The 14,133-nt window shown below is 62.5% G+C and carries 15 protein-coding genes; 7 read left to right on the top strand and 8 right to left on the bottom strand.

Annotated elements, in window-relative coordinates; genetic code table 11:
- Positions 1–123: 123 nt before the first annotated feature.
- The 3 genes from LU682_RS25295 (at position 124) to yjiA (ending at position 3,460) form a co-directional block, all read left to right on the top strand.
- Positions 124–2,190, top strand: coding sequence for a carbon starvation CstA family protein (locus tag LU682_RS25295; protein ID WP_004577217.1), 2,067 nt, complete (start codon positions 124–126; stop codon positions 2,188–2,190).
- Between the two features lie 17 nt (positions 2,191–2,207).
- On the top strand, positions 2,208–2,405 hold the full coding sequence (locus LU682_RS25290) for a YbdD/YjiX family protein (RefSeq protein WP_003251633.1): 198 nt from the start codon (positions 2,208–2,210) through the stop codon (positions 2,403–2,405).
- Positions 2,406–2,482: 77 nt separating this feature from the next.
- Complete coding sequence (yjiA, locus tag LU682_RS25285) at positions 2,483–3,460, top strand: GTPase (protein WP_049587087.1); 978 nt, start codon at positions 2,483–2,485, stop codon at positions 3,458–3,460.
- Here yjiA and LU682_RS25280 read toward each other — a convergent pair.
- Positions 3,420–4,907 (bottom strand): methylenetetrahydrofolate reductase C-terminal domain-containing protein, encoded by a 1,488-nt coding sequence (locus LU682_RS25280; protein WP_010955299.1) that lies wholly within the window; start codon positions 4,905–4,907, stop codon positions 3,420–3,422. The genes yjiA and LU682_RS25280 overlap by 41 nt on opposite strands.
- Before the next feature lie 227 nt (positions 4,908–5,134).
- Between LU682_RS25280 and LU682_RS25275 the strand changes: the two genes are divergently transcribed.
- The gene (locus LU682_RS25275; RefSeq protein ID WP_010955298.1) at positions 5,135–5,959 is read left to right on the top strand and encodes a 5-methyltetrahydropteroyltriglutamate--homocysteine methyltransferase; all 825 of its coding nucleotides are present in this window, start codon (positions 5,135–5,137) and stop codon (positions 5,957–5,959) included.
- 138 nt (positions 5,960–6,097) lie between these two features.
- Here the strand turns inward: LU682_RS25275 and LU682_RS25270 are convergent, their stop codons facing one another.
- Entirely contained in the window at positions 6,098–7,276 is a 1,179-nt protein-coding gene (locus LU682_RS25270) for an acetyl-CoA C-acetyltransferase (protein ID WP_232857569.1), read from the bottom strand.
- Between the two features lie 302 nt (positions 7,277–7,578).
- Here LU682_RS25270 and fabV point away from each other — a divergent pair, with 302 nt between their 5' ends.
- Both fabV and LU682_RS25260 read left to right on the top strand, forming a co-directional pair.
- Positions 7,579–8,790: an enoyl-ACP reductase FabV gene (gene fabV / locus LU682_RS25265; protein ID WP_010955296.1), complete on the top strand. Its 1,212-nt coding sequence runs from the start codon at positions 7,579–7,581 to the stop codon at positions 8,788–8,790.
- Positions 8,791–8,933: 143 nt separating this feature from the next.
- Positions 8,934–9,842, top strand: coding sequence for an alpha/beta hydrolase family protein (locus LU682_RS25260; protein WP_060489783.1), 909 nt, complete (start codon positions 8,934–8,936; stop codon positions 9,840–9,842).
- A gap of 44 nt (positions 9,843–9,886) precedes the next feature.
- On the opposite strand, the gene LU682_RS25255 is transcribed toward LU682_RS25260, so the two are convergent.
- From LU682_RS25255 to LU682_RS25240, 4 genes are read right to left on the bottom strand one after another with little or no spacing between them, the layout of a single operon-like run.
- A complete protein-coding gene (locus LU682_RS25255) occupies positions 9,887–10,228 on the bottom strand; it encodes a HopJ type III effector protein (RefSeq protein WP_014592347.1) in 342 nt (113 codons plus the stop codon).
- Positions 10,221–10,517 carry a DUF1244 domain-containing protein gene (locus LU682_RS25250; RefSeq protein ID WP_010955294.1) on the bottom strand — a complete coding sequence of 99 codons (297 nt, stop codon included), beginning with the start codon at positions 10,515–10,517 and terminating at the stop codon, positions 10,221–10,223. The genes LU682_RS25255 and LU682_RS25250 overlap by 8 nt, the downstream gene beginning before the upstream one ends.
- 9 nt (positions 10,518–10,526) lie before the next feature.
- Complete coding sequence (gene folM, locus LU682_RS25245; protein ID WP_010955293.1) at positions 10,527–11,264, bottom strand: dihydromonapterin reductase; 738 nt, start codon at positions 11,262–11,264, stop codon at positions 10,527–10,529.
- 33 nt (positions 11,265–11,297) lie between these two features.
- Complete coding sequence (locus LU682_RS25240; protein ID WP_010955292.1) at positions 11,298–11,858, bottom strand: putative antibiotic biosynthesis monooxygenase; 561 nt, start codon at positions 11,856–11,858, stop codon at positions 11,298–11,300.
- 219 nt (positions 11,859–12,077) lie between these two features.
- Between LU682_RS25240 and LU682_RS25235 the strand changes: the two genes are divergently transcribed.
- Positions 12,078–13,013 (top strand): MerR family transcriptional regulator, encoded by a 936-nt coding sequence (locus LU682_RS25235; protein WP_049587079.1) that lies wholly within the window; start codon positions 12,078–12,080, stop codon positions 13,011–13,013.
- On the opposite strand, the gene LU682_RS25230 is transcribed toward LU682_RS25235, so the two are convergent.
- The gene (locus tag LU682_RS25230; RefSeq protein ID WP_049587077.1) at positions 12,998–13,615 is read right to left on the bottom strand and encodes a hypothetical protein; all 618 of its coding nucleotides are present in this window, start codon (positions 13,613–13,615) and stop codon (positions 12,998–13,000) included. The genes LU682_RS25235 and LU682_RS25230 overlap by 16 nt on opposite strands.
- Before the next feature lie 59 nt (positions 13,616–13,674).
- Positions 13,675–14,103, bottom strand: a complete 429-nt coding sequence (locus LU682_RS25225; RefSeq protein WP_010955290.1) for a PAS sensor domain-containing protein — start codon at positions 14,101–14,103, stop codon at positions 13,675–13,677.
- Positions 14,104–14,133: the final 30 nt, after the last annotated feature.

Genomic DNA, 14,133 nt, shown 5'->3' with positions numbered 1-14,133 from the left:
CATGTGCATCAGGTACTGCAATCTGGCCGCAGAGGCTCTAGAACGAAGCAAGTGTGGCAATGCCGCTTGACTGGCCCTAGACTCGGTGGGCGGTCTTTCCAATCCACCAGCTGGAAGCTAACCATGAACAACAATAATAGCCTGCTACGCCATATTCCGTGGCTGGCGCTGGCAGTCATAGGCGCCTGCGCACTGGGTGTGGTTGCCCTGCGTCGCGGCGAGGCGATCAACGCCTTGTGGATCGTGGTCGCGGCAGTGGCCATCTACCTGGTCGCCTATCGTTACTACAGCCTGTTCATCGCCACCAAGGTGATGCAACTCGACCCGCGCCGTGCCACCCCGGCGGTGCTCAACAACGACGGCCTGGACTACGTCCCGACCAACAAACACATTCTTTTCGGTCACCACTTCGCTGCCATCGCCGGCGCAGGCCCCTTGGTCGGGCCGGTACTCGCCGCGCAAATGGGCTACCTGCCCGGCACGCTCTGGCTGATCGCCGGCGTGGTGCTGGCCGGTGCGGTGCAGGACTTCATGGTCCTGTTCCTGTCTACCCGCCGCAACGGGCGCTCGCTGGGCGACATGGTGCGCGAGGAAATGGGCAGAATCCCGGGCACCATCGCCCTGTTCGGCTGTTTCCTGATCATGATCATCATCCTCGCGGTGCTGGCGTTGATCGTGGTCAAGGCCCTGGCCGAAAGCCCATGGGGCATGTTCACGGTGATGGCGACCATCCCGATCGCGATGTTCATGGGCATCTACATGCGCTACATCCGTCCGGGCCGTATTGGCGAAATCTCGGTCGTTGGTGTGGTACTGCTGCTGGCCTCGATCTGGCTGGGCGGCGTGATCGCTGCGGACCCGGTGTGGGGCCCGGCGTTCACGTTCACCGGCGTGCAGATCACCTGGATGCTGGTGGGCTACGGTTTTGTCGCCGCCGTGCTGCCAGTGTGGCTGGTGCTGGCGCCGCGTGACTACCTGTCGACCTTCCTCAAGATCGGCACGATCCTTGGCCTGGCCATCGGTATCCTGATCATCGCACCTGAGCTGAAAATGCCGGCGCTGACCCAGTTCACCGACGGTACGGGCCCGGTGTGGAAGGGTACCCTGTTCCCGTTCCTGTTCATCACCATTGCCTGTGGTGCGGTGTCCGGCTTCCACGCGCTGATTTCCTCGGGGACCACCCCCAAGCTGCTGGATAACGAAACCAACGCCCGCTATATCGGCTACGGCGGCATGCTGATGGAATCGTTCGTCGCCATCATGGCCATGGTTGCGGCCTCGGTGATCGAACCGGGCGTGTACTTCGCCATGAACAGCCCGGCGGCAGTGGTCGGTACCGATGTCGCGTCGGTGGCGCAGACTGTCAGCAGTTGGGGCTTCCTGATTACACCCGAGCAGCTCGAAGCCGTTGCCCGTGACATCGGCGAGCACACCATCCTGGCCCGTGCCGGCGGTGCGCCAACCCTGGCGGTCGGTATCGCGCAGATCCTGCACCAGGTGTTGCCAGGTGAAAACACCATGGCCTTCTGGTACCACTTCGCGATCCTGTTCGAGGCGCTGTTCATTCTCACGGCGGTAGACGCTGGTACCCGTGCCGGGCGCTTCATGCTGCAGGACCTGCTGGGCAGCTTCGTGCCTGCGCTCAAACGCACCGAATCGTGGGGGGCAAACCTGCTTGCCACTGCTGGCTGCGTGGCGCTCTGGGGCTATCTGCTGTACCAGGGCGTCATCGACCCGCTGGGTGGCATCAACACCCTGTGGCCGCTGTTTGGTATCTCCAACCAGATGCTGGCCGGTATCGCCTTGATGCTCGGTACTGTGGTGCTGATCAAGATGAAGCGTCAGCGCTACATCTGGGTCACCCTGCTGCCGGCCGTATGGCTGCTGATCTGCACCACGGCTGCAGGCCTGATCAAGCTGTTCGACCCCAACCCGGCTGTCGGCTTCCTGGCCTTGGCCAAGAAGTACAGCACTGCGCTGGACGCCGGCCAGGTACTGGCCCCGGCCAAGGACATCGGGCAGATGCAGCACGTGATCTTCAACGCCTACACCAACGCGGGCCTGACGATCTTGTTCCTGCTGGTGGTCTTCAGCATCCTGTTCTTCGCCATCAAGGTCGGCTACGCCGCCTTGGGCCGCAAAGAACGCAGCGACAAGGAAACCCCGTTCCAGGCGTTGCCTGACGCGTAATCGAGAGGACTGCAATCATGTTCAACGACTTGGGTCGACTGGGCAAATACCTGGGGCAGGCAGCCCGCCTGATGGTCGGCATGCCCGACTACGACAACTATGTCGAACACATGCAGAAAACGCATCCGGACAAGCCGGTGATGAGCTACGAGGCATTCTTCCGCGAACGTCAGGAAGCACGTTACGGTGGCAAGTCCGGGCCCAAGTGCTGTTGAGCCTGCGGTTCGTGTAAACCTGTGGGAGCCTGGGTAACCGGCTCCCACAGTCATTTTCAGATTCAGGAGTATTTTGCGTGCAGATGCCCATTCCCGTAACCGTCCTCACAGGCTTCCTCGGTGCCGGCAAGACCACCTTGCTCAAGTACATGCTCAAGGCCGAGCATGGCCTGAAGCTCGCCGTGATCGAAAACGAATTCAGCGAGGCCGGCATCGACAGCCAACTGCTGGGGGAACAGCCGGTGCAGGTCATGACCTTGGCCAACGGTTGTGTATGCTGCAGCATCCATGGCGACCTGACTCGCGCGCTGTACCTGCTGCTTGAACGCCTGGATGCCGGGGAAATCGCCTTCGATCGCCTGGTGATCGAATGCACCGGCCTGGCCGACCCGGCGCCGGTCGCGCAAACGTTCTTCATCGACGAAGAGCTGCGTGAGCGCTACATCCTCGACGGCATCATCACCCTTGTCGATGCCGCGCATGCCGAACTGCACCTGACCCAGACCATCGCTCAGGCGCAGGTCGGCTTTGCCGATCGTCTGCTGCTGAGCAAGACCGACCTGGTCGAGCCGGCTGCGGTTGAAGCCCTGCGCGAACGCCTGGCCCGCATCAATAGCAGGGCTGCGATCCGTGTGGTCGAACACGGCTGCATCGACCTGGCTGAGTTACTGGATGTGCGAGGTTTCAACCTCAACCCTGACCTTGGGGTGAACCTGAAACCGATGTTGCGACCGGTGCTCAAGCCTGCCACCCCGGACCGCATTTCCACGATGGTGCTGCGTACCGAAGCCCCGCTGGATATCGACCGCCTCAGCAGCTTCATGAACGAGCTGCTGGAAACTCACGGCAAACAGCTGCTGCGCTACAAGGGCGTGCTGAACATTGCCGGCGAGGAGCGCAAGCTGGTGTTTCAGGGCGTGCTCAAGCTTTATGGCTTCGACTGGGACGCCGAGTGGGCCGCAGGCGAAGCGCGCGAGAGCGTGATGGTGTTCATTGCCGATGAACTGCCCGAGGCTACGATTCGGGCTGGCTTCGAGGCAATGGCTGCGGGCTGAGCCGCTGCGGTGCCTGCCCCGCGAACCACTGCGGCCATGAGCTGCGGTGGCGGGTTTCGACCTCGATGCACGGGATCAGGCGCTCGGTCAGCACAGCGGTTTGCCGCACGGCTTTGGCGGTGCGGTACTTGACGCTGTGGATGCACTCGCGGTCGCCGAACTCGCAGCGGTTCAGGGCGGTTCCGCCGCAAGGGCCATTGGCCAGGCCTTTAGGGCAGGTTTCCGGGCAGATATACAAGGTGTCTTCCAGGCGGCAACGGCCGCAGGTGTCGCAACCCACCAGCGGGCGCTTCACACTGCGCTCCAGCGTGTGCAGCACGTGTGCGCCGACGCGTGTACCCCACAGAGGCTGGCGCACCGCCCAGCCGAAGGCCTTGCTCAGGCTGTTGCGCCGGCTGAACAGCAGTGCGTGCATGCCATGCATCAGGTGATAGCGGGCTTTTTCCTTGAATGAGGCATCGACCCGTGACTCGTCCAGGCGCCAGCCAGCCTGTGGCGGATGGAAGGTCACCGCCGGCAGGCCAGGCATCTGCCAGCTGGCGTGCCAGGCCGGTGCCCATTGCTCCAGGGACTGAACCTGGGTTTGCCAGTACTCGATACGGGTCTCCAGGGCCAGCAGCTGTTCGAGCGTGTGAACCCCTGACAGGTGCACACCGGCGTAGCCCATCAGCTTTGTACCGATAATCTGCAAGGCCAGGCGGTCAACACTGCGCGCCTGGGCAAAGGCCTTGGACTGCGCCGTCTCCGCTTCGAGCATGTCGCGCATGGATGGCGTGACAGTCACGCCGGCCACGTGGTCGAGCATCGTCGCGCGCCCGTGGGTGAGGCTCATGAGGCAGGCCAGCATGGGCTTGGGTGAGGCCTGACGGCGCATCCAGTGTATGGCTTCCTGATGCTTGGCGGCATCGAAGCCCAGCTGCAAGGTGAGGAAGTCAGCCCCCGCTGCCAGCTTTTTCTCGGCCTTGAAGTACTGGGCGCCGCCTTCTTCCTCGTGGTACTTGAACGGGTTCAGCGCCGCACCCAGCAGCCAGTGCGGGCAGGCCTGGCGGGCAACCTGCAGGGCGGCGACCGATTCCAGATAACGCACCGGGCGCTGGCCAGGTTCATGGCCGGGCAGGCGGTCGCCAGTCAGCAGTAACAGCTGGTCGAGGCCGGCGGCGTCCATGCGCTGCAGTTGGGCGAGCAGGTGGTGGCGTTCGCGATCCTTGCCTGAAAAATGCGGCAGGGCAGGCACCGGGTTGCTGAACGAGGCGAGGGCGTCCAGCGGTGACATGTCCAGCGGGCTGCCGACACGATCACCGATGGCCACGGTCATGGGCCAGCCGCACAGGTGCGCACGGGCCAGGATCGCTTCCATGGCGGCAAAGCGTTCTGCGGAAGGCTTGGGGACGAACTCCATTACGCAGACGAAGTTCTGTTCGCGCAGGGCGGTTTTCAGCAGGCTCATATTGGCCGGGCACCTGGTGTGGTCAGGGTGGCATTGTGCGGCAGAAGGCGAGCCGGGTCATGTCCGGATGCGCAAGGTGGTGATCTGAATGAGACATGGGGCGCGAAGACCATGACAGCATGATCATGAAGATTTCTTGGGTTCATCTCAAATTTAATGAGTTTGTCTCAATACTCCGCCAGCCGGAGAATCCCCTCATTCATTCAAGCATGCTGAAGGGACAAGACATGGCACTGGCACATAACCTGGGCTTTCCACACATCGGCCGTGACCGCGAGCTGCGTGCCCGCCACTGGCAGGTGCAGAAAGACGCTGGCATCGAGCTGCTGCCGGTCGGCGACTTCGCCTGGGACAGCCACGTGCTTAGCGCAGGCGATCAGCCGTTCGTTCTGAACTGGGAACCACTGTTCGAAGAAGTGGAGCACGCCAAGGCTCTGGGTCATGCAGTGAAGCCGGTAGTGATCGGCCCTTTGACCTACCTGTGGCAGGGCCAGACCCTGGGCGGTGACTTCGACAAGCTGGAGCTGCTTGACCGCCTGCTGCCTGTGTATGACCAGCTCCTCAACCGCCTGGCCGCCCTGGGCGTTGAATGGGTGCAGATCGATGAACCCATCCTCGCCCAGGCGCTGCCCCAGGACTGGAAAAACGCCTATGAACGCGTCTACAACATCCTTCAACGCGCACCGTTGAAGAAGCTGATCGCCACGTACTTCGGTGGCCTGGAAGGCAACCTCGGCCTGGCCGCCAACCTGCCGGTTGATGGCCTGCACGTCGATCTGGTTCAGGCGCCCGAGCAGTACCAGACCATTCTCGATCGCCTGCCGGCCTACAAGGTACTGTCGCTGGGCCTGGTCGACGGTCGCAACGCCTCGCCTTGTGATTTGGGCAAGACCCTGGGGCTGCTGCACGAAGCCCATGAACGCCTGGGTGAGCGGCTGTGGTTGGCGCCGGCTTGTTCGTTGCTGGAGATTCCAGTGGAACTGGCCGTGCAGAAGTGCCAGGAAGTGGCGGTGCTGGCCGCGTCGCTGGAGCAGGACCGAGTCGCGGCTTGAACGGTTGCTGCCTGTGCCGGCCCTTTCGCGGGTAAACCCGCTCCTACGACGGCGTGCGCCCAATCACCGATGTGTGTCCGCCACAGATCAGCGTAGGAGCGGGTTCACCCGCGAAGAGGCCGGGCCTGCTTGAATCAATCAGCGCTCGATGGCCAGCGCCACCCCTTGTCCACCACCAATGCACAAGGTCGCCAGGCCTTTCTTGACATCCCGTTTGATCATCTCGTGCAACAGGGTCACCAGCACCCTGCACCCGGAAGCACCAATCGGGTGGCCCAGGGCAATCGCTCCTCCATTGACGTTAACCCGCGCGGCATCCCATGCCAGCGCATTGCCCACGGCCAGCGCCTGGGCGGCAAAGGCTTCGTTGGCTTCGATCAGGTCCAGTTCGGCCAGTTGCCAACCGGCCTTGTCCAGGCAACGCTGGGTCGCCGAAACCGGACCAATGCCCATGATCGCGGGGTCTACCCCGGCACTGGCGTAGGCGGCGATCTTCGCCAGCACCGGCAGGCCCAACGCCTCGGCCTTCGCTGCGCTCATCAAAAGCACGGCGGCGGCGCCGTCGTTCAGGCTGGAGGCATTGCCTGCGGTGACGCTGCCGTCCTTCTTGAAGGCCGGGCGCAGTTTGGCCAGGGACTCGGCGGTGGTGTCCGGGCGTGGTTGCTCGTCACGGGCAAAAACCTTGGGCTCGCCCTTTTTCTGCGGCAGCACGATGGGGGTGATTTCAGCGTCGAAACGGCCGGCCTCGATCGCTGCCACTGCCTTGCGCTGCGATTCGGCAGCAAAGGCATCCTGCTGCTCACGGCTGAGGCCGTACTTGTCCACCAGGTTTTCGGCAGTGATGCCCATGTGGTAGTCATTGAAGGCATCCCACAGGCCGTCCGTGATCATGCTATCGATCAGTTGGCCATGGCCCATGCGCTGGCCGGTGCGGGCCGAGGGCATCACGTAGGGGGCAAGGCTCATGTTCTCCTGGCCACCGGCAATCACCACCTCGGCATCGCCACAGCGGATCGCCTGGGCGGCAAGGTGCAGGGCCTTGAGGCCCGAGCCGCAGATCTTGTTCAGGGTCAGGGCCGGTACGCTGAAGGGTAGGCCAGCCTTGATCGCTGCCTGGCGTGCCGGGTTCTGACCGGCACCGGCAGTGAGCACTTGGCCGAGGATGACTTCGTCGACCTGCGCCGGGTCCAGCCCGGTTTGTTTCAGCAGTTGCTTGATCACGGCGGCGCCGAGGTCAACCGCAGGCACTGTGGCCAAGGCGCCCTGGAAGCTGCCGATGGCGGTACGGGTTGCGGCGACGATCACCACGTCGTTCATGTTGTTGTTCTCCGTGCAATGGGCGTAGTGCCGCCAGCATCGGCGGGTTTGGCTTATTTGTTAAGTTTGTTTTTCTTTCGGATTGATGTGAAAAGCAAATCAATGGGTGCCCGGCGTTCTAACCCGCCAATCTGGATTTCAAGCAGCCATGTCCTTCCCTGCACAGAAGAACTCTGGTTTTGCATCCCTCTGATCACCCCGTAATATGTGTCGGATAACCTGCGGGGGTAGTCTCACCCTCTGATCAATCGGAATCGCCCCAAGCGGCGCTTTCCTGGCATAAACCTGACGAGGTACAGACATTGGCCATCATTCATCCTAAGGTTCGCGGTTTCATCTGCACCACGACTCACCCGAAGGGCTGCGAGCTCAACGTCCGTGACCAGATCGAAGCCACCCGCAAGCTGGGCGTACGCGAGGATGGCCCGAAGAAGGTCCTGGTCATCGGTGCTTCCAGCGGCTACGGCCTGGCTGCCCGCATCACGGCGGCCTTCGGCTTCAAGGCCGACACCCTGGGCGTGTTCTTCGAAAAACCAGGCACCGAGACCAAGGCCGGCACTGCTGGCTGGTACAACGCTGCAGCCTTCGACAAGTTCGCCAAGGCCGAGGGCCTGTACAGCAAGTCGATCAACGGTGACGCCTTCTCCGACGAAGCTCGCGCCAAGGTCATCGAGCTGATCAAGAACGAAATGGGTGGCAAGGTCGACCTGGTCATCTACTCGCTGGCTTCGCCCGTGCGCAAGCTGCCGCAGACCGGTGAAGTGATTCGCTCGGCACTCAAGCCGATCGGCCAGCCATACAAGTCGACCGCCATCGACACCAACAAGGACACCATCATCGAGGCCAGCATCGAGCCGGCCACCGAGCAGGAAATTGCCGATACCGTCACCGTCATGGGTGGCCAGGACTGGCAGCTGTGGATCGATGCGCTGGCTGGCGCCAATGTACTGGCCGAAGGCGCTCGCACCGTGGCCTTCAGCTATATCGGCAGCGATATCACCTGGCCGATCTACTGGCACGGTGCACTGGGCCAGGCCAAGCAGGACCTGGACGAAACCGCCCTGCGTCTGAACCAGAAGCTGGCCGGTGAAGTGAAAGGCGGCGCCAATGTGGCGGTGCTCAAGTCGGTGGTTACCCAGGCCAGCTCGGCCATCCCGGTGATGCCACTGTACCTGTCGATGGTCTTCAAGATCATGCAGGAGAAAGGTGTTCACGAAGGCACCCAGGACCAGCTCGACCGCATGTACCGCGACCGTATGTACCGCACCGACGGTGCGCCGGCAGAGGTCGACGAGAAGGGGCGCCTGCGCCTGGACGACTGGGAACTGCGTGACGACGTGCAAAACGCCTGCAAGGCCCTGTGGCCACAGGTGACCACCGAGAACCTGTTCGAGCTGACTGACTACGCCGGTTACAAGAAGCAGTTCCTCAACCTGTTCGGCTTCGAGCGCGCTGACGTTGACTACGACAAAGACGTGGCCACCGATGTGAAGTTCGACTGCGTCGAGCTGTAATCGGGTAAGCCTGTACCGGCCTCTTCGCGGGCAAGCCCGCTCCCACAGGTTCTCCCCCTGTAGGAGCGGGTTCACCCGCGAAGAGGCCAGTACAGGCTACAAAATCTTTGCTAGTTTTGGCGCACAACAACAGGACATGCGCCATGAGTAGCCTCATCCAACCCGCTACCCCATTTCGCCACCCCGCGGCCGACGGATACAGCCTCGGCGGCTTCTGCTGGCGCCACGCCCAACCTGATCCCCAGCGCCCGCTGGTGATCATCAACGCTGCCACTTCGGTACGCTGCCGCTATTACGCCCGCTTTGCCGACTACCTGTTCGCCCACGGCTGCGATGTGCTGACCTACGACTACCGTGGCATCGGCGAATCCCGGCCGGCTTCGCTGCGTGGTTTCCAGGCCTCCTGGAGCGACTGGGGCCGATTGGATTTCGAAGCCATGCTGGCGCACGCGGCAGCGCATTTTCCAGGTCAGCCGGTGGACGTGGTGGGGCACAGTTTCGGCGGTTGTGCAGTAGGCCTGGCACCATCGGCTGGCCAGATCCGTCGGGTCGTGATGGTTGGCGCGCAGTTCGCCTACTGGCGCGACTATGCGGCCAACCAGCGCTGGCAGCTGTTCGGCAAGTGGCATGTGGTCATGCCGCTGCTGACCCGGGTATTCGGCTATTTTCCCGGCAAGCGCCTGGGGTGGCTGGAAGACACGCCATCCGGCGTGGTGCACGACTGGACCACGCGTACCCCACGTTATGAGCACCGCCCCAGCGGGCGGGCGTTGGCGGCGCTACCTTTCGCCCAGGTGCGTGCGACGACGTTGGCCATCAGTCTGACTGACGATCCTTTCGGGACCGTGGCGGCGACCGAGCGTTTGTTGGGTTATCTACAGGGTGCCGAGCGAAAGCACCTGCGCATTGCACCTGTGGATATCTCGGCCGAGGAAATTGGCCATTTCGCGTTTTTCCATGACCGGTTTCGCGAAAGCCTGTGGCCGGTGGCCTTGCAGTGGTTGCGGCAGGGGAGGCTGGAAGGCGGGGGGCCTGGCACCATCATGGATTGAGGGTGGGCGCAGGATCGTGGGGCCGCAAAGCGGCCCCGGCAATCTCAAGCCTTGCGCGCAAGCGGCTGCGCAGCAAACTTCACGCCCGCCAGACCGTGTTTGATCAGTGCACGGATGTTGCCATGGTCGCTACCCTCAGGCGTGGCCAACACATCACGGTAGTGCTCGCCGAAGGCCAGCAGCGCTTCCTGGTCGCTCAGCCCTTCAAGCAAGGCCAGGCCCAGGGTTTTGCACGAACCTTCGTTCTGCCCTGCCGCATTCTCCACGCCGCCGTTGTTGAAGGCCTGCGGCTGGTAGCTGTAGTTGTCGGCAATGAACGCCAAGGTATCGGCAAATACATGTTGGCCGCTGGCCAGGCTTGCGCGCAGGGTATTCAGGTCAGTCACGAGGTTTTCCTTTTTCGAACGCCGCTTGTTGTTCGGCGCTGGCTTCTTTCTGGTATTGGGCTTTCCACTCGGCGTATGGCATGCCGTACACCGCTTCGCGGGCATCATCCAGGCTCAGGTCCAGCTGACGCTCGTCAGCGGCGGCCTTGTACCACTTGGACAGGCAGTTGCGGCAGAAACCGGACAGGTTCATCAGGTCGATGTTCTGTACATCGGTGCGCTTTTGCAGGTGTTCGACCAGGCGCCGGAACGCGGCGGCCTCGAGCTCGAGCTGTTGCTGTGGGGTCATGGTCTTCTCTCAAGTCATGCGGTTCTTCAGGTGGCGGCCACCGTTGATGACCACCTGGCTGCCGGTGCTGTACTGGCTGGCGAGCAGGTACTTGACGGTCTCGATCAGCGGGCCGGCGCCGGGTTCGAACTCCAGCAAGGCCTTTTTCAGGGTTTGCTGGCGGTAGGCGTCGTCACCCCCTTCCTTGAGGATCAGCAGCCCGGGCAGGATACCGTTCACACGCACCTTGGGCGCATATTTTTCGGCGAATGACAGCACCATGTTCTGCAGCGCGGCCTTGGTGGCGGCGTAGCCGATGTGGCTTTTACTGCCGCGCGAGGAGGTTTCGTCGCAGATGTGGATGATGTCGGCCTTTTCCACCTTGGCCAGCAGGTCGCCCAGGGCCAGGTTGAGGTGGTAGGGCGCTTCGACGTGCAGGCGGAACATGGTCTCGAGGTTGTCGAGGCCGTCGTCGAGCCATAGCGAGGCGTTGTGGATGATGGCGCGTAGTCCGTCATAACGATCGTGCAGGTGATCGATCAGCGCCTGGCGGTCGCCCGCCTGGCACAGGTCGGCCTGAAACTGCACGATGTTGGGGTGGGCTGCCTGCGGCTGGATGCTGCGGCTGGCACTGACCACCGTATGGCCGGCCTGTGCCAGTTCGAGGGCCAGGGCCAGCCCGACGCGCTGGCTGGCTCCGGTAACGAGAATGGGGCTGTTCATGTTCGGGGTGGTCAACTTGTCTGTCCTTTGGTTGCCACCCAGCATACCCGAACTGTTTCCCTGTTGTATGGCCTGGCCTCAGCGGCTGCGCAAGGCGCCGGCAGTGGCCGGGGAGGCATGCAGCCAACTGGCCAGCAGGCGGGTGGACAGCGGGATGAACAGGTACACCATCACCGGCGTCAGGGCCAGGGTGCTGAGCAGTACCCGAGGCACGAGGTCGAGTGCCGTCAACCAATGGCCGAACAGCAGGTTGAAGGCCAGCGAAACTGGGAAAAACGCCAGCCAGATGGCCACGGCCTGCTTCCAGCGTGGCGGTTTCTGCACCGTGTTGGTGCCGAACCAGTCGTCGATACCGCTTACGCGCGCCTCTTTGGGGCGTTCGAACAGGCCGTTGCCGCGTTGTAACCATGCGCGGCGAGAGGCGGAGTGCTCCCAGGCATGCAGCGTCGGCTCGTCGCTGAAGCGGAAGATGATCTGAAATTCGTCGCCATCCCGGGGCGGGGCAAGGATGCCCGAGCCGAGGTAGCCAGGGAAGTCGGTGGCCAGCTGTTCGCCTTCGTGCAGCCAGGCCAGCAGGTCCTGGTAGCGGCCATGGGCGGCGCGACGCGACACCATGAGGGTGACGGGTGGGGTAGACATTGTGTATCTCCTGGCAACGGGGCTGGCGGGTAGCTGGCCCTTTGGCTGTGTTGCCCGGGGTGGTGGGCAACGCAGTCGTGCATGCAAGAATCGGGCACGCATTATCGCGAAGTTGCGTTCCTCGGCAACTATCAGCTGGCAAACGGTGGGTCCAACAGACCGACACAGTCGTAGTAAGCTATGTGCACAGTTTTTACGCACTCAGGGTACTTCGTGCAGATGAACGAGCAGGGACGTAAACCGGTGATCGATGCGAGTTTCGAGCAGCAGGAGCTGTTTCCGATTCGTGAAGTGTCACGCTTGACCGGTGTCAACGCCGTGACCCTTCGCGCCTGGGAACGCCGTTATGGGCTGATACAGCCCATCCGTACCGACAGTGGTCACCGCCTGTATTCCCTGGCTGATATCGATGAAATCCGCCGTATCCTCGGGTGGCTGGAGCGCGGCGTGGCGGTCAGCAAGGTGAGCAGCATTCTCGCTCGCGACAATGCGCTCTCCGGGCAGGCTGGCGGCGCGGTGGACGCCTGCCTGCGCTGGCAAAACCAGATTCGCCTGGCGGTACAGCACTTCGATGTGGCGAGCCTGAATCGCCTCTATGACGAGGTGTTCGCGGCCAGCACCCTGGACCAGGTTTTCGCCGATGTGTTCATGCCGGTTTGGCATGACATGGTCGTTCGGCAAGGCGGCTATGGGCAGGCCAGCGAATGGCTGTTCTATGACCAGTTCCTGCGCGGTCGGGTTTTCGCCCGCTTGCAGCTGGCCCGTGTGCCGTGTAGCCGCACCGTGCTATTGGCGCCATTGCCGGGGCAGTGCCATGAGCTTGAGTTGCTGGTAACCAGCCTGATCCTGGGCAGCGACGAAACACGCGTGATCCCGCTGGCGAACGGGCAGCCGCTGCAGGAGCTTGCGCTGGTCTGCGAACGGCTGAAGCCGGACGCCCTGGTGCTGTTTTCCCATCAGTCGCCCACAGCAGAACTCGCCAGGCACTTCAAGCGCCTGGCGTCGATGCTGGAATGCCCGTTGTTACTGGCTGGTGAAGCAGCGGAAGCGGTACAGGACAGCCTGGCTGGCAGCCCTGTAGCCTGCCTGGGCGCGCAGGGCAGTGTGATGCGCCAGCGCTTGCGGCAGTTTCTGGCCCGTCAGCTCGATACTTGAGTGTGCAGTTCGGGGTGGGCGTGGCGGTGGGCCTGGAGGATGTAGTCGCGCAGGCGTTCGATTTCTTCGGCTGGGCTTTGGCCGAGGTCGTAGGCAGCCAGGTCCGTGCCGATGCGCCGGCCCAACACACCATGCAGTTCGATCGGGGTGATGCCGCCGGGGGCGAAGCGCAGCTCGAAGCGGGTAGGGGCTGTTGGCAAATCACGGACTTCCAGCAGCACGCCTTTGAAGGAAATCTCGCGCACCCACAGGCCACTTGCCTCGTCATGGGCATCGAGCAGTGCGCTCGGCTGGTCCAGCGACAAGCGCCATGGGCGCAGCATGGGGCCGTCTTCGTAGATTTCCGGTGAGCCCAGCTGCAGGTGCAGGGCGTGGAACTCGTCCTCTACCAGCTGCAGGGGAAAACTGATCTGCTGGTTGTTGAACTGGGCCTGCAAGGTCACCTGCTCATTAGCCACCAACCGGGTGAGCAAGCTTTGTATGCGGCGGTCGCCATTGACCAGCAGGCTCGACATGGTGTCAGCCAGGTTCAGTTGCGGCGAATGCTGCATGTTCTGTATGAAATCCAGCTCGTCCTGGGTCAGGAGCGCGTCTGCTTGCATGATCGAACTCGGTGGTGGCGATTTCTTCAACGGAATTGACCGTGCGTGGCGGACTTGGTTCAGGCGCGTTCGTCGGGTTTCGGACGAGCGCGCAGTTCTGCCAGCTCCCGTTCCAGTTCGACCTGGCGGCTGACGTCCTTCTGGATGCCGATGAAGTAGGTGCGCTGGTCGAAGTCGCTCTTCACCGGCGTGATCGACAGCTCGTTCCAGAAGGCGCTGCCGTCCTTGCGATAGTTGCGCAGCACTTCGCGGCATGGGCGGCCTTCGGCCATGGCCTTGCGGATGCGTGCGCGGCCAAGCTGGTCACGGTCGTCACCCTGCAGGAACCGGCAATCCTGGTAGAGAATCTCGTCACGGCTGTAGCCAGTGAGGTATTCGAAAGCGGCGTTCACGTAGATCAGGATGGTGTCGTCGCCTTCCTTTTCGGCAACCACGATGCCGTCATTGGACGCATCGACCATCGATTGCAGCAATTGCGCGTTGATCATGTCCGGGCCATTGGTAAAGAAAAACGGAAG

This window comes from Pseudomonas alloputida, from assembly GCF_021283545.2.
GTDB lineage: Bacteria > Pseudomonadota > Gammaproteobacteria > Pseudomonadales > Pseudomonadaceae > Aquipseudomonas > Aquipseudomonas alloputida.
This window is presented reverse-complemented; position numbering and strand designations above follow the sequence as displayed.

Excerpts from the sequence above, each read along its gene's own strand:
- LU682_RS25295 (WP_004577217.1), top strand. The coding sequence starts at position 124 with ATGAACAACAATAATAGCCTGCTACGCCATATTCCGTGGCTGGCGCTG.
- LU682_RS25290 (WP_003251633.1), top strand. The coding sequence starts at position 2,208 with ATGTTCAACGACTTGGGTCGACTGGGCAAATACCTGGGGCAGGCAGCC.
- LU682_RS25280 (WP_010955299.1), bottom strand. The coding sequence starts at position 4,907 with ATGAGCCTGCTGAAAACCGCCCTGCGCGAACAGAACTTCGTCTGCGTA.
- LU682_RS25275 (WP_010955298.1), top strand. The coding sequence starts at position 5,135 with ATGGCACTGGCACATAACCTGGGCTTTCCACACATCGGCCGTGACCGC.
- LU682_RS25270 (WP_232857569.1), bottom strand. The coding sequence starts at position 7,276 with ATGAACGACGTGGTGATCGTCGCCGCAACCCGTACCGCCATCGGCAGC.
- LU682_RS25260 (WP_060489783.1), top strand. The coding sequence starts at position 8,934 with ATGAGTAGCCTCATCCAACCCGCTACCCCATTTCGCCACCCCGCGGCC.
- LU682_RS25250 (WP_010955294.1), bottom strand. The coding sequence starts at position 10,517 with ATGACCCCACAGCAACAGCTCGAGCTCGAGGCCGCCGCGTTCCGGCGC.
- folM (WP_010955293.1), bottom strand. The coding sequence starts at position 11,264 with ATGCTGGGTGGCAACCAAAGGACAGACAAGTTGACCACCCCGAACATG.
- LU682_RS25240 (WP_010955292.1), bottom strand. The coding sequence starts at position 11,858 with ATGTCTACCCCACCCGTCACCCTCATGGTGTCGCGTCGCGCCGCCCAT.
- LU682_RS25235 (WP_049587079.1), top strand. The coding sequence starts at position 12,078 with ATGAACGAGCAGGGACGTAAACCGGTGATCGATGCGAGTTTCGAGCAG.
- LU682_RS25230 (WP_049587077.1), bottom strand. The coding sequence starts at position 13,615 with ATGCAAGCAGACGCGCTCCTGACCCAGGACGAGCTGGATTTCATACAG.
- LU682_RS25225 (WP_010955290.1), bottom strand. The coding sequence starts at position 14,103 with ATGATCAACGCGCAATTGCTGCAATCGATGGTCGATGCGTCCAATGAC.